At 63.1% G+C, this 12,718-nt stretch carries 11 protein-coding genes; 4 read left to right on the plus strand and 7 right to left on the minus strand.

Going from position 1 to position 12,718, the window contains the following annotated elements; translation table 11 throughout:
* Complete coding sequence (locus CLU91_RS14575; protein WP_077408814.1) at positions 1-285, minus strand: FeoA family protein; 285 nt, start codon at positions 283-285, stop codon at positions 1-3.
* A 405-nt stretch (positions 286-690) separates the two neighbouring features.
* Between CLU91_RS14575 and CLU91_RS14580 the strand changes: the two genes are divergently transcribed.
* Together CLU91_RS14580 and CLU91_RS14585 are read left to right on the plus strand one after the other, a co-directional pair.
* A complete protein-coding gene (locus CLU91_RS14580) occupies positions 691-906 on the plus strand; it encodes a (2Fe-2S)-binding protein (protein ID WP_034745611.1) in 216 nt (71 codons plus the stop codon).
* A gap of 17 nt (positions 907-923) precedes the next feature.
* Positions 924-1,625 carry an energy transducer TonB gene (locus CLU91_RS14585; RefSeq protein WP_100876745.1) on the plus strand — a complete coding sequence of 234 codons (702 nt, stop codon included), beginning with the start codon at positions 924-926 and terminating at the stop codon, positions 1,623-1,625.
* Between the two features lie 222 nt (positions 1,626-1,847).
* On the opposite strand, the gene CLU91_RS14590 is transcribed toward CLU91_RS14585, so the two are convergent.
* Entirely contained in the window at positions 1,848-2,528 is a 681-nt protein-coding gene (locus CLU91_RS14590) for a Fe2+-dependent dioxygenase (protein ID WP_046684505.1), read from the minus strand.
* Positions 2,529-2,927: 399 nt separating this feature from the next.
* Between CLU91_RS14590 and bfr the strand changes: the two genes are divergently transcribed.
* On the plus strand, positions 2,928-3,404 hold the full coding sequence (bfr, locus tag CLU91_RS14595) for a bacterioferritin (RefSeq protein ID WP_100874745.1): 477 nt from the start codon (positions 2,928-2,930) through the stop codon (positions 3,402-3,404).
* A gap of 54 nt (positions 3,405-3,458) precedes the next feature.
* Here bfr and CLU91_RS14600 read toward each other — a convergent pair whose 3' ends face one another.
* The 5 genes from CLU91_RS14600 to CLU91_RS14620 form a co-directional block, all read right to left on the minus strand.
* On the minus strand, positions 3,459-4,787 hold the full coding sequence (locus CLU91_RS14600; protein ID WP_100874746.1) for an MFS transporter: 1,329 nt from the start codon (positions 4,785-4,787) through the stop codon (positions 3,459-3,461).
* Positions 4,784-6,646 carry an alpha-amylase family glycosyl hydrolase gene (locus CLU91_RS14605; protein WP_232730757.1) on the minus strand — a complete coding sequence of 621 codons (1,863 nt, stop codon included), beginning with the start codon at positions 6,644-6,646 and terminating at the stop codon, positions 4,784-4,786. Before CLU91_RS14605 ends, CLU91_RS14600 begins: the two co-directional genes overlap by 4 nt.
* Before the next feature lie 14 nt (positions 6,647-6,660).
* A complete protein-coding gene (locus CLU91_RS14610) occupies positions 6,661-8,955 on the minus strand; it encodes a TonB-dependent receptor (protein ID WP_100874747.1) in 2,295 nt (764 codons plus the stop codon).
* Positions 8,956-9,267: 312 nt separating this feature from the next.
* Positions 9,268-10,296 carry a LacI family DNA-binding transcriptional regulator gene (locus CLU91_RS14615; RefSeq protein ID WP_232730758.1) on the minus strand — a complete coding sequence of 343 codons (1,029 nt, stop codon included), beginning with the start codon at positions 10,294-10,296 and terminating at the stop codon, positions 9,268-9,270.
* A 7-nt stretch (positions 10,297-10,303) separates the two neighbouring features.
* Positions 10,304-10,918 (minus strand): glutathione S-transferase N-terminal domain-containing protein, encoded by a 615-nt coding sequence (locus CLU91_RS14620; RefSeq protein ID WP_100874748.1) that lies wholly within the window; start codon positions 10,916-10,918, stop codon positions 10,304-10,306.
* A gap of 277 nt (positions 10,919-11,195) precedes the next feature.
* On the opposite strand from CLU91_RS14620, the gene purB reads away from it, so the two are divergent.
* The gene (gene purB, locus CLU91_RS14625) at positions 11,196-12,575 is read left to right on the plus strand and encodes an adenylosuccinate lyase (RefSeq protein ID WP_100874749.1); all 1,380 of its coding nucleotides are present in this window, start codon (positions 11,196-11,198) and stop codon (positions 12,573-12,575) included.
* Positions 12,576-12,718: the final 143 nt, after the last annotated feature.

Below are 12,718 nucleotides of genomic sequence, written 5' to 3' on the forward strand. Positions count from 1 at the left end.
TTATTCCGGTTGAAGCAGCGGTTGAATCGTGATCAGCGCCGCTTCGAAGCGGCGCAGTGCGAACGTGGCATTGCCGACCTTGATGGCCAGCGGATCGCCGCCGGGAATGCCGCGCTTGAGCATGCGGATGCGTTCACCGGGAACAAATCCCAGCTCCATCAAACGGCGGGCAAGATCAACGCCATCTTCCGTCTGTCCTGCCGTGTGGGGCGTGATATGCAACACCGTGCCGCTCTGGCCGACTGCCAGCGCGTCGAGCGTCATCATGGGTGGAACTAGAGTCATGAGCAAATTCCGTTCAAATTAAGAACACCAGGGACAGACTGCTGCGCGTGGCGCACGCCCTGATGTTGTGAGGTAAAACGCAACTGTTGCGCATTACCGACAAGCGGTCTTTCAAACTGTCCGGACGGCGACCGTCCGAGACAATACCAGCATTATAAACATGAATGCGAATAGTTTTTATTTAGCCCGGAGAGCCGCCCCTGCCAAGGGCTGCACCACTCGAAAAAACGACATATCGATGCCCCGCGCCAGGCCGCCAACTGCCGCACACTTGATCAAAATCACTTGCATTGTCCTGCACTTTGCGCGACAATGAAACGTAATGATAATGATTCTCATTAAAACACTAGCAACAATGCTTTCCAGCACTAGTGTCTGTTCATCCTCCAGCCAGAAGGTGTATCAATGATTGTATGTGTCTGCAACAACATATCTGATCGTGAAATCCGTCAAGCCGTCGATCTTGGCCTGTCCAGCATGGCCGAACTGCGCCGCGACCTGGGCGTGGCCACCTGCTGCGGCAAATGCCACACCTGCGCGCGGGAAGTACTGAACGATCACCTGAACGCCACCGTGGCGCTGCAAGAAACCGTATTGATGCGAGCTGTACTGACAAACTAAAGAAAGCGATGAATGCCATGACGATGATGCCCCCGCCCGTAACGGTGCAGGCCGTGCAGCAATTTGCCGACTTCGACAAGAAGCGCAACAAGTTCGCGCCGCTGATGGCCATCGTCGTCCTGCATCTCGCCGGCTTTTACGCCATCCAGAGCGGCTTGCTGAGCCGCGTCGTCACGGCGGCCATGCCGACCATTACCACCATCAGCATCATCGCCCCGCCGGCGCCGCCGAAACCGCCGGCACCGTCGGTGCCAAAAACCGTGGAATTGAGCGCGCCCGTGCCGCGCGCCGTGATCCCGCCGCTGCCGCTGATCGCCGTGGCGCCAAGCGAACCGACGATCACGCCGCCGCAGCCGACGCGCGCCGAAGCGGCCCCCGTGGCCACCGCCGCGCCGACGGCGCCATCGGCACCGTCGCCAACGCCGCCGGCACCATCGACGCCGCGCACCGTCAGCAGCGTCGAATACATCAAGGCGCCGCAACTGATCTACCCGAATCTGTCGCGCCGCCTGGGCGAAAGCGGCACCGTCGTGTTGCGCATCCTGATCAACGAAAAAGGCTTGCCCGAGCAAATCCTGATCCAGAAATCAACCGGCTACAACAACCTCGATGAAGCGGGCCGCCAGGCCGCCCAGCGCGCGCTGTTCAAGCCGATGATCGAGAACGGCAAGCCCGTGCCCGTGTACGTGCTCGTCCCACTGACCTTCCAGCTGAGCTAGCCTCCCGGCGGCCCTTGGGCCGCTGCCAGCCCGCAAGCACCGCACCCTGTGCCCTGCTTGCTTTTTTGCGCCCTGTTTTCTGTACCAGTCAAGCAACTGCTTGTTTCAGTCTGCCAGCCTATATCCCCGGGCCAGGCAGACTTTTTTTTGCCGGTGCATCACGCAGTATCGTAGGTCGGATTAGCGAGGCCAAAGGCCGCGCGTAATCCGACACCGCCACGATTACATCTCCGCCCACATCCGCAGCAAATTATGATAATGCCCCGTCAGTCCCACGGTGGCCGGCGAGTCGCCATGCTCCGCGCGCACGCTCTGGATGTTCTGATCGAGCTCGAACAGCATGCTGCGCTTCCAGTCCTCGCGCACCATGCTTTGCGTCCACAGGAAGGAGCAGATGCGCTCGCCGCTGGTGACGGGCAGCACCTGATGCACGCTGCTCGACGGATACACGATCACGTCGCCGGCCGGCAGTTTCACTTCATGCGTGCCGTAAGAATCGACCACCACCAGCTCGCCGCCTTCGTATTCATCCGGCTCGCTCAGGAAGACGGTCGACGAGACGTCGGCGCGCATCGACTGCATGCCGTTTTTCGGCGTGCGGATGGCCCCGTCGATATGCAGGCCATAGTGTTCGCCGCCCGCATAGCTGTTGAAGAACGGCGGCAGGATGCGCAGCGGCAGCACGGCGGCAAAGAACAGCGGATTGGCCATCAGCGCGCGGCTGACGATCTCGCCCAGCTCCAGCGCCAGCGGCGAACCTTCGGCCAGCTGGCGGTTGCGCTTGACCTGCGCGCCTTGCGCGCCGACGCTGGCGCGCCCGTCGACCCAGTCCGTTTGCGCCAGGCGCTGGCGGAACTGCGTGACCTGTTCCGGCGTCAGCACGCCGGGTATATGCAGCATCATCTTGCTATCCTTTTTCAGTAAATATCGCTGCCCGATTATCGCATCGCCGGCAGCGGCCAAGAAGACACAAAAGCAAGAACGGAGCAACATTTCCCGCCTTTTCGGCGCGGCCAAATTGCAGCATGAACGCGAATGAGAATGGCCTGCATTTTCCTTAACAAATAAAAAACGGAAAAATGGAGCAATCCATTTGAGAATGGGTTTTATTCGCACGATATTTGCGTTAAAAAGACGGAAAAATGCCGTTTATCGCCCGAAACCGTCCATATTTTGCGCTATCATGCGGGCATAGCGAGACCGGCAACCTGCACGCCACCAGGCAGCCCTGCGCCACCCGGCAGTGAGCGCCAGCAGCCTGCGGTTTCATCATCGAACGCGACACAGAACAAAGGAATTCCCATGAAGGGCGATAAAGAAGTCATCCGCATGCTCAACGCACAGCTCACCAACGAACTGTCGGCCATCAACCAGTACTTCCTGCATGCGCGCATGTACAAGCACTGGGGCCTGGAAAAGCTGGGCAAGAAGGAATACGAAGAATCGATCGGCGAAATGAAACACGCCGACAAGCTGATCGACCGCATCCTGATGCTCGACGGCCTGCCTAACCTGCAAGCGCTGCACAAGCTGCTGATCGGCGAGAACACGCCGGAAATGCTGGAATGCGACCTGAAGCTGGAACGCGCCGCGCACGCCACCGTCAAGGAAGGCATCGCCATCAGCGAAAAAGCGGGCGACTACGTCTCGCGCGACCTGTTCCTGATGATCCTGGAAGACACGGAAGAGCATATCGACTGGCTCGAAACGCAGATCGACCTGATCGCCAAAGTCGGCATTCAGAACTACCTGCAAAGCCAGATGTCGATTGAAGAGTAATCGTTTCGCAGCATCGTAAAAAAACCGGCTCAGCCGGTTTTTTTACGTCCATCCTCAAGTCTTTGTGGCCTGCGGCGGGCGCAGCTTGACGAACAGCACCGCCACCGCCGCGCACAGCAGCAGGGCGCCGGCCAGCCGGATGACGTTTTCCGGATTGCCGCCCAGCCAGCTGCGGTAATACAGGGGCAGAGTAAATATCTGGATGATCATCGGGATGACGATGAACATGTTGAAAATGCCCATGTAGACACCCGTGCGCGCGGGCGGAATGCAGCCGGCCAGCATGATGTAGGGATTGCCCATGATGCTGGCCCAGGCCAGGCCCACGCCCAGCATGGGCAGCAACAGCAGCGCCGGGCTGTGGATCAGCGGGATGCTCAGCATGCCGACACCTGCCGCGCACAGGCACACGCTGTGCATGCGCTTGGGGCCGAAACGGCGCGTGAACGGCACCAGCGCAAAGGCGGCGATAAAGGCGACGAAATTGTAGAAGGCGCCCACCTGCCCGTTCAACAGGCCCGCGTCGCGAAAGCCTTGCGACGCGGGGTCCGTCGTGTGAAACAGCGTGGCTGACAGCGACAGCGCGATGTACTGCCAGTAGCAGAACAGGGCGTACCACTGGAACAGGTTGACGAGGGCCAGCTGCTGCATCGTCGGCGGCATGTCGCGCAGGGCCGCGCCGATATCGGCCAGCGTGTGGCGCCAGCCAGGCGGACGGCTGCGGATGGCCGCCAGTTCGGCCGCCGTGAGCGGATTTTCGGGCGTCGTCTTCAGGGTCCACAGCACCGAGGCGAGCGAGAACACGGCGCCGATCAGGAAGGCGGCGATGACGATGTGCGGTATATGGCTGCCATTGACGGCATCCTTGTTCATGCCCAGCATGACCAGCAGCGATGGCGTCAGGTAGGCCAGCGTTTGCCCCAGCCCCGTAAACGCGCTTTGCGTGAGAAAACCCAGAGAATGCTGCTTCTTGTCGAGCTTGTCGCTGACGAAGGCGCGGTATGGCTCCATCGTCACATTGTTGGCCGCGTCGAGTATCCACAGCAGGCTGGCGGCCATCCACAGAGTTGGACTGAAGGGCATGGCCAGCAGGCCCAGGCTGCACAGGATGGCGCCGATCAGAAAGTAGGGCGTGCGGCGGCCCCAGCGTGTCACCGTGCGGTCGCTCATGGCGCCGATCAGCGGTTGCACGAGCAGCCCCGTCATGGGGCCGGCCAGCCACAGGTAGGGCAGGCTCGCCTCGTCGGCGCCCAGGTATTTGTAGATAGGGCTCATGCTGCTTTGCTGCAGGCCAAAGCTGAACTGGATGCCGAAAAATCCGACATTCATGTTGACGATCTGCCAGAACGACAGGTGTGGACGCTGCGCAGTGGCGCCGCTCATGACTGTTCCCTTTCCAGCCACAGCATATGCCAGGGCTGCAAGCCCACCGTGCCGGCCAGCACGCTGCCATCGAGGCTGTTGCGCCATTCGCCCGCAGGCAAAGTGAAACGCTGGCTGGCGCCGCTGAAATTGCTCAGGTTGAGAAACGCATCGCCGCGCAGCAGCGCCAGCACGGCCGGCGTGCCGGCGGGCAGCACGCTGCGCGGCGCGGCGGCGGCCAGGGCCGGCAAGCGCCTGCGCGCGTCGACCAGCTGGCGCAGCGCCAGGTACAGCCGGCCGCTGGCGCTCACGCCATCGTGGCGCCATGCCAGCAGGCTGTCGTCGAACGCGGGACGCTGCAGCCAGCGGCTGTCCATCGCCCGGTCGGCGCGCTGCGTGTAGCTGTGATCATTGGTCATGCCCAGTTCATCGCCCATGTACAGCACGGGCAAGGCGCCAAAGCTCAAGGCCAGGCCATGCAGCAGCAGCAGGCGCCGCAACGCGTATTCCTGCTCCTGCACCGTGGCGGCGCTTTGCAGGCCGGCCAGCGAGGCGGCCATGCCGTTGCTGCCATGCGCCTTGTCGGCACTGCTGCTCTGGAAGGCGGCGCCGCGCGCATAGCTGCCCGGTGCCCCCGCAAAGAAGCGCGCAATGCGCGCCAGGCGCGCCGGCCCGTCCTCACCGGCTTCATTGAGCAGCACGTTCCAGCCGATGTCGTCATGGCAGCGCACATAACTGAGCCAGCTGGCGGCCGGCGGCAGCGGCGGCGTGGCGGCGATCACCTGCTGCAGCAAGTCCGTGCTTTCCTCGGCCAGCGCGCCCCAGCCGGCGGCCATCAGGCTGCTGTGATAGGCGATATGGCATTCGGGCGCCGCATCGCTGCCAAAGTAGGCGGGCAGTTTGGGCGTGGGCACGATGGCTTCGGCCTTGAGCAGCACGCCCGGCGCGACGATGGCGGCAATCGCGCGCAACGCTTGCAGCAAGCTGTGGGCTTCGGGCTGGTTCATACAGTCCGTGCCTTCGCGCTTCCACAGGAAGGCCGTCGAATCGAGGCGGAATACCTCGATGCCCTTGTTGGCCAGACCCAGCATGGCGCCGGCCATGGCCGCGAAGACGGCCGGATTGGCGTAATTCAAATCCCACTGGTACGGGTAAAACGTGGTCCAGACCCAGCGATCAAGCTCCGGCACGAAGGTGAAATTGCCCGGTGCCGCCTGCGGGAAAACCTGGCCCACGGTGCGCTCGTAGCGGTCCGGCTGCACGCGGTCGGGATAGGTATGGAAAAAATCGCGCAGCAGCGGATCGCCGGCCTTGGCGCCCAGCGCCCACGCATGGTCGTCGGCCACGTGGTTGAGGATCAGGTCCGAGCACAGGCTGATGCCGGCCGCGCGCAGCTGCGCCGTCAGCGCCAGCAAGTCGGCATTGCTGCCCAGCGCGGGATCGACTTCCTCGAAGCTGGCGACGGCAAAGCCGCCATCGCTTTCACCGGCGCGCGCACGCAAAAACGGCAGCAAATGCAGATACGTCACGCCCAGTTCGCGCAGATGGGCAATGCGCGCCGCCACGCCCTGCAGGTTGCCGCCGAAGCGCTGCACATACGCGCTGTAACCGAGCATGGACTGGCTGGCAAACCAGTCCGGCTGCGCTGCGCGCTGCGCATCCTGGCGCAGCAGCTCCGGTGCGCGCGCCGCATACAGCCGCCCCACGCTTTCCATCAGGTCGCCCAGCCAGGGCAGGAAGTCCGGCCGCTGGCCATACAGGCTGCCCAGGCGGTCGAGCAAGACCGCCTCCTGGCGCGCATAGCGGCGCGCCGCATCGTCGCGCAAGTGCGTGGGGAGCGGCGCCAGCAGGCGCGCCAGGGGGCTGCGTATCGACATCATGAATCTATCCTTGCTTAAAATGCGTATTTCAGGCTGACCTTGACGGCGCGCCCCGTGATCGAGCGGGCCGCATGGCCATCGCCCTCGACTTCCGTATAGCCGATCTTGTTGAACAGATTATTCGCCGTCAGCGCCACCTGCATCTGCGGCGTGAGCTGGTAATTGACGAAGGCGTTGAGCACCTGGTAGGCGGGCAAGGTGATCGTGTGCGCATCGTCGCCCCACGACTTGCCCGTGCCGACCAGGCTGGCGCCCAAGGTGGCCGGTCCCCACTCATAGGTCGGCGCGATCTGGTACACGACACGCGCCTGGCGCCGCGGCGTATTGCCGATCAGCGCCACGTCGGCCGCCGCCGTGCCCGTGATCTCGGCATCCGTGAACGTCAGGCCGCCATTGATGCGGAAGTCGCCGGCGCTGTAAGCCGCTTCCAGCTCCACGCCCTTCGCTTCATAGCTGTTGGCCGTGCGCAGCTGGGTGGTCGCCTCGTAATTGCTTTCCTTGGTCTTGGCCTGGAACACGGTCACAAAAGTGCTCAGGGGGCCGCGCCGCCATTTCACGCCGCCTTCAAGCTGGCGCACGGTATTGATCGCCACGGGCACGCTGCCATCCAACGGCGTGCCGAACAGGATGCGGTCGGCATTGAAGGCCACGCCTTCGCTGACGCGGGCAAACACGGCCAGATTCGCTTGCAGCTTGTAGTTCGCGCCCAGCGAGTACGAGGTGTGGCCCAGCGTGTAATCGACCCGCTGCAGCGTCGATGGCAGATAGGCTTGCGCGCCGGTCGCCTGGTTGGCCGTGCCGCTGGCGTGCTGGCGGTCGCGCCGCAGGCCGCCGTCGAGGTTCAGGGCGCCGCTTTCCCAGGCCAGGTTCAGGTAGGGCGAGGTCGTGCGGTATTCCATGTCGACGGCGCGCGAGCAGCAGGCGCCGAAGGCCGGGCCGATGTAGCCGGGCGTGCCGCTGGCCGTTTGCAGCAGCGCGGGCCGGTCGCCCGTGGCCTGCATCAGGTATTCATTGAAGTTCCAGGTCAGGCCCAGCTTTTGCTGCGACAAATACAGGCCGGCCGTGGTGGTCAGCTTGCCGCTGTCGAGCACAAACGTCTTGGCCAGCTTGGTGTCGCTCAGGGTATTGCTGGCGTCGTCGATCGAGGTATTGAACACCACGGCGGAAAACGCGCGGCCCGTGTAGGGCTTGCCCTGATTCGGGCCGCTGGCAAACACATAGCTGCCGTCGCTGCCGTTATTCGATGGGAACACGCCCGTGAAGCGGCCGGAATTGTCGGCGTAGCGGAAGTTTTCGCTCACGCTCCAGCCCTGCCCCAGCTTGAACGACGCTTCCAGGCCCACGCTATCGCTTTTGACGTGCAAGCCGTCGTTGACGCGGGTGGCCACGCGCTGGTTATCCTTGTTCAGCACCGTGTCGGGCACCCAGTACGGCGAATAGAAGCTCGCCTTGCGCGGGTCGATGCCGGCGATTTCCGTGATGCGGCCATTGCGCACGCTGACGGGCACGGGCAGGGCCGTGGGCGACTGGTCGTCGAGGTGCTTGAACGACAGGCGCACGAAACCGCTGTCGAATTCATGCGTGACATTGCCGCGAATCTGGCCGCCCTTTTCGCTGTTGACGCCACTGTGGCGGATGCCTTCCCCCGTGCGCCAGGAGCCGCCGACGAAAAAGCGCGTGCGCTCCGAAACCGGCGCGCCGTAGTCGAAATCCACGCGCGTCTGGTCGTAGCCCAGGCCGCGGCTGATGGCCACACTGCCCCCCTGCTCCTTGCCATTCTTGCTGATGAAATTGATGATACCGCCCGGCGAGTTGGTGGCCAGGGTGGAGGCCGAACCGCCGCGCACCACTTCCAGGTGGTCGAGCGTGGAATCGATCTTGACGAAGCTGTCGGGCGTGGTGAAGTTGAAGTCGCCAAACTGCAGCACCGGCAAGCCATCTTCCTGGATCTGCACATAGCGCGCGCCGCCCGCGGAAATGGGCAGGCCGCGCACGGTGATGTTGGCATTGCCTTCGCCGCCCGAAGATTCGGCGCGCAAGCCCGGCACCGAGCGCAGGACTTCGGCGGCGCTGGTCGGCGCGTTGTGCAGGATGGTGTCGAGCTCCATGCTGCTGACGGAATTGCTCGATTTCATTTTCGACGTGCCGCCGGTGGTGCCCGTGACGACGATGCGTTCCAGGTTCAGGCCATCGGCGGGGGCGGCGCTGGTGGTATCGGCGGCCGATTGCGCATGGGCGGCACCCAGTTGCAGCATGGCCAGGGCGACGGCGGCGGCCATGCAGCCGCGTTGAGCAGTACGTGTCTTCATCTTGTCTCCAGTGTTGTATGCCGATACATCGAGGTATCCGCTTGTTATGAGTACTGGCCGCTGCATGCCGTGGCGCGCTGGCTGAGCCGGTACGTCATTATTGAACGAATAAGAATTTATTGCAATCGATTGCAATCGAGCGCTGCAACATGGATTTTATGTTGTTTTCAAGAGAATATTACGGGCCATGCAGAGTGAAAAAAGCAGGATGTGAGGCGAATGCAGCGTTTTTCATGCTGCGGCGCAGCATGAGAATGAACGGATAAATTGGAGTTTATTGCAATCGGTTGCAGACAAAAGACAACGCGCGCCTCAGCTGCCCGAGGCGCGTACGATCAGCTCGGTTGGCAATTGCCGCGATGGCGCGGGCGCGCCGTCGACCAGCGCCAGCAATGAAGCCACCAGCGCGCGTCCGGCGGCGCGGATCGGCTGGCGCACGGTGGTCAGCGGCGGGTGGAAATACGCGGCCAGTTCGATATCGTCGTAGCCGACCACGGCCACCTGTTCCGGCACGGCCACGCCGCGCGCGCGCAAGGCGTTGATGGCGCTCATGGCCAGCAAGTCGCTGCAGGCAAAGATGGCGTCGAACGGGATCTGGCGGTCCAGCAGTTCCTGCACGTCCGTCGCGCCGCCCTGCGGCAGGAAGGAGCCGGCCACGTACAGTTGCGGGTCCGGCGCCAGCCCCTGCGCGGCCAGCGCCTGCACATAACCGGCGTGGCGCTGCGCCACTTCGGGCAGCTTGGCGTCGCCAAAGAAGGCGATGCGCCGGCGCCCCGCCGCCAGCAAGTGTTCCGTGGCCAGCCTGCCGCCGGCGACGTTGTCGCCGCCGACGGTGCAATACAGCTGCTGCGGCAATTGCGCGCCCCACACGACGATGGGCACCTGGCGCGCGGCCAGCTGGTTCAGTTGTTCATGGTGGCGCCACTGGCCGATCAGGATGATGCCGATCACGCGGCCGCTATCGAAGGACTGGGCGGCCGCATCGAGCGTTTCGGCATCCACGCGCGAAATGAGCATGTCGAAACCCTGCTCCGTCAGCGCATCGGCCAGGCTGCCCAGCATGCTCAGAAAGAAAGGGTCGGACAGGTGCTGGCGCGTGGCCGCGTCATACGGCACCACCACGCCCACCGTGCGGTTCTGTTTCAGGCGCAGGTTTTGCGCGCCGATATTGATGGAATACTTGAGCGAACGGGCCAGCGCGATGACGCGCGCGCGCGTCTCTTCATTGACCAGCGAACTGCCGCTCAGCGCGCGCGACACGGTCGATGTGGACACACCGGCCAGACGCGCGATATCGGCCATCTGCAGGCGTTGCTGCGCTTTCGACTCGGGACCGGTCATCGTGCGCTCACTGCGGCACGGTGTCCTTGAACGACTGCCGCTCGGACAGTTTGTCGAACAAACGCGCCAGCGCCGGGTGATCCGCGCGCCAGTCGATTTCCGGGAAGCGGAAGCTGAGCCAGCCCAGCGCGCAGCCCACGGCCACGTCGGCCAGGGTGTAGTTCTTGCCGGCGCAATACGCGCTCTCGCCCAGGCGCGCTTCCAGTGCCGCCAGGCCCAGGGTGATTTTGTCGAGCTGGCGCGCGATCCACGCCGCGCTTTGCTGCTCCGGCGGACGCTGCGTGCGCTCCAGGCGCACCAGCACGCCAGCGTCGAGGATGCCGTCGGCCAGCGCTTCCCAGTTCTTGATATCGGCGCGCTCGCGGCCATTGCCGCCGGCCGGCAGCAGTTTACAGACGGGCGTGAGCGTGTCGAGGTATTCGACGATGACTTTCGAATCGATCAAGGTGCTGCCATCTTCCATCACCAGGCAGGGCACCTTGCCCAGGGGATTGGCCTGGGCGATGCGGGTTTCCGGCACCCACACGTTTTCCAGCTCGAAGACATAGTCGAGCTTTTTTTCCGCCAGCACGATACGGGCTTTGCGGACATACGGGCTGGCGAGGGAGCCGATCAGTTTCATAGGTACTTTAAGGTAAAGGGGCAGCAAGCAGTATAGCATCGGCGGCAGCGGTGTTTGGCAGCACGCGCCCGGCGCTCCCCGCAGTGTGGCAGGCATGCCGCATCGGGGCCAAATTCGGCCACATTGCGGTGCGCCGGCGCCCGACGGACGGCTGGCCAGCGGCCAGCGGTGGTAAAATCGCCCTTTACTGTGGCGCCGTCAGTGTTGCTGTATTGCAATAGACCTGCCCTCCCCGCGCGCCACACGCCAACCGTTTCTTTAACTTGCGTCCGCTCTCATGACTTCTACAACTCCGTATTCCACGCTGTCGGCCCTGTCTCCGCTCGATGGCCGCTACGCCAGCAAGACCGATCTGCTGCGCCCGATCCTGTCCGAAGCCGGTTTCATGCACCACCGCGTGAAAGTGGAAATCTCCTGGCTGCAAGCGCTGTCGCAAGCCGGTTTCGCTGAAATCAAGCCGTTCTCGGCGGAAGCGTGCGCCCTGCTCGACAAGATGGCGGCCGACTTCTCGGAAGCCGACGCGGCCCGCATCAAGGCCATCGAAGCGGTCACCAACCATGACGTCAAGGCGGTCGAATACTGGCTGAAGGAACAAGTGGCGGACGTGCCGGAACTGGTGGCGGCGTCGGAATTCATCCATTTCGCCTGCACCTCGGAAGACATCAACAACACCTCGCACGGTATGATGCTCAAAGCCGCGCGCGATGGCGTGATGCTGCCGGCATTGACCGGCCTGGTAGCCAAGCTGACGCAGATCGCGCACGACAACGCCGACGTGCCGATGCTGTCACGCACGCACGGGCAGACGGCCAGCCCGACCACCCTGGGCAAGGAAATGGCCAACGTCGTGGCCCGTTTGCAGCGCGCCGTGAAACGCATCGAACAAGTGGAAATCCTCGGCAAGATGAATGGCGCCGTCGGCAACTACAACGCCCACTTGTCCGCCTACCCGGGCTTCGACTGGCCGGCATTCTCGCAAGCCGTCATCGAACAGCGCCTGGGCCTGGTGTTCAATCCGTACACCATCCAGATCGAACCGCACGACTACATGGCCGAACTGTTCGACGCCTTCGCGCGCGCCAACACGATCTTGCTGGACCTGAACCGCGACATCTGGACGTATGTCTCGCTGGGCTACTTCAAGCAAAAGCTGAAAGCGGGCGAAATCGGTTCGTCGACCATGCCGCACAAGGTCAACCCGATCGACTTCGAAAACTCCGAAGGCAACCTGGGCTTGGCCAATGCCGTGCTGAAACACCTGTCGGAAAAACTGCCCGTCTCGCGCATGCAGCGCGACCTGACCGATTCGACCGTGCTGCGCAACATCGGCGTGGGCCTGGGCTACACCCTGCTGGCGTATGACAGCTGCCTGCGCGGCCTGAACAAGCTGGAAGTGAACCACGCGCGCCTGGCGCAAGACCTGGACGCGACGTGGGAAGTGCTGGCCGAGCCCGTACAAACCGTGATGCGCCGCTATGGCATCGAAAATCCGTACGAGCAGCTGAAAGAGCTGACGCGCGGCAAGGGCATCTCGAAAGAAGCGCTGCAAACCTTCGTCAACGGCCTGGCCATCCCGCAGGATGCCAAGGACGTGCTGTTGAGCATGACGCCGGGCAACTACATCGGTATCGCCGCGCAATTGGCCAAGGCAATCTAAGCCACAATCTGTACCCGGATCAGGCAGATCCACTCCCGCGGGGCGGCCAGCATACAAATGCTGCCCGCCCCGCGGTTTTTCCGGCAATCTTTCTTGTAGAATCGGCAGCACACAGCGCAATTTGCTTTTCTTTGGTATATTAG

It is taken from the genome of Janthinobacterium sp. 64, assembly GCF_002813325.1.
Taxonomy (GTDB): Bacteria; Pseudomonadota; Gammaproteobacteria; order Burkholderiales; family Burkholderiaceae_D; genus Janthinobacterium.

What these genes read in the sequence shown, in the direction of transcription:
- CLU91_RS14575 (WP_077408814.1), bottom strand. Translation starts at nt 285, where the DNA reads ATGACTCTAGTTCCACCCATGATGACGCTCGACGCGCTGGCAGTCGGC.
- CLU91_RS14580 (WP_034745611.1), top strand. Translation starts at nt 691, where the DNA reads ATGATTGTATGTGTCTGCAACAACATATCTGATCGTGAAATCCGTCAA.
- CLU91_RS14585 (WP_100876745.1), top strand. Translation starts at nt 924, where the DNA reads ATGACGATGATGCCCCCGCCCGTAACGGTGCAGGCCGTGCAGCAATTT.
- CLU91_RS14590 (WP_046684505.1), bottom strand. Translation starts at nt 2,528, where the DNA reads ATGATGCTGCATATACCCGGCGTGCTGACGCCGGAACAGGTCACGCAG.
- bfr (WP_100874745.1), top strand. Translation starts at nt 2,928, where the DNA reads ATGAAGGGCGATAAAGAAGTCATCCGCATGCTCAACGCACAGCTCACC.
- CLU91_RS14600 (WP_100874746.1), bottom strand. Translation starts at nt 4,787, where the DNA reads ATGAGCGGCGCCACTGCGCAGCGTCCACACCTGTCGTTCTGGCAGATC.
- CLU91_RS14605 (WP_232730757.1), bottom strand. Translation starts at nt 6,646, where the DNA reads ATGATGTCGATACGCAGCCCCCTGGCGCGCCTGCTGGCGCCGCTCCCC.
- CLU91_RS14610 (WP_100874747.1), bottom strand. Translation starts at nt 8,955, where the DNA reads ATGAAGACACGTACTGCTCAACGCGGCTGCATGGCCGCCGCCGTCGCC.
- CLU91_RS14615 (WP_232730758.1), bottom strand. Translation starts at nt 10,296, where the DNA reads ATGACCGGTCCCGAGTCGAAAGCGCAGCAACGCCTGCAGATGGCCGAT.
- CLU91_RS14620 (WP_100874748.1), bottom strand. Translation starts at nt 10,918, where the DNA reads ATGAAACTGATCGGCTCCCTCGCCAGCCCGTATGTCCGCAAAGCCCGT.
- purB (WP_100874749.1), top strand. Translation starts at nt 11,196, where the DNA reads ATGACTTCTACAACTCCGTATTCCACGCTGTCGGCCCTGTCTCCGCTC.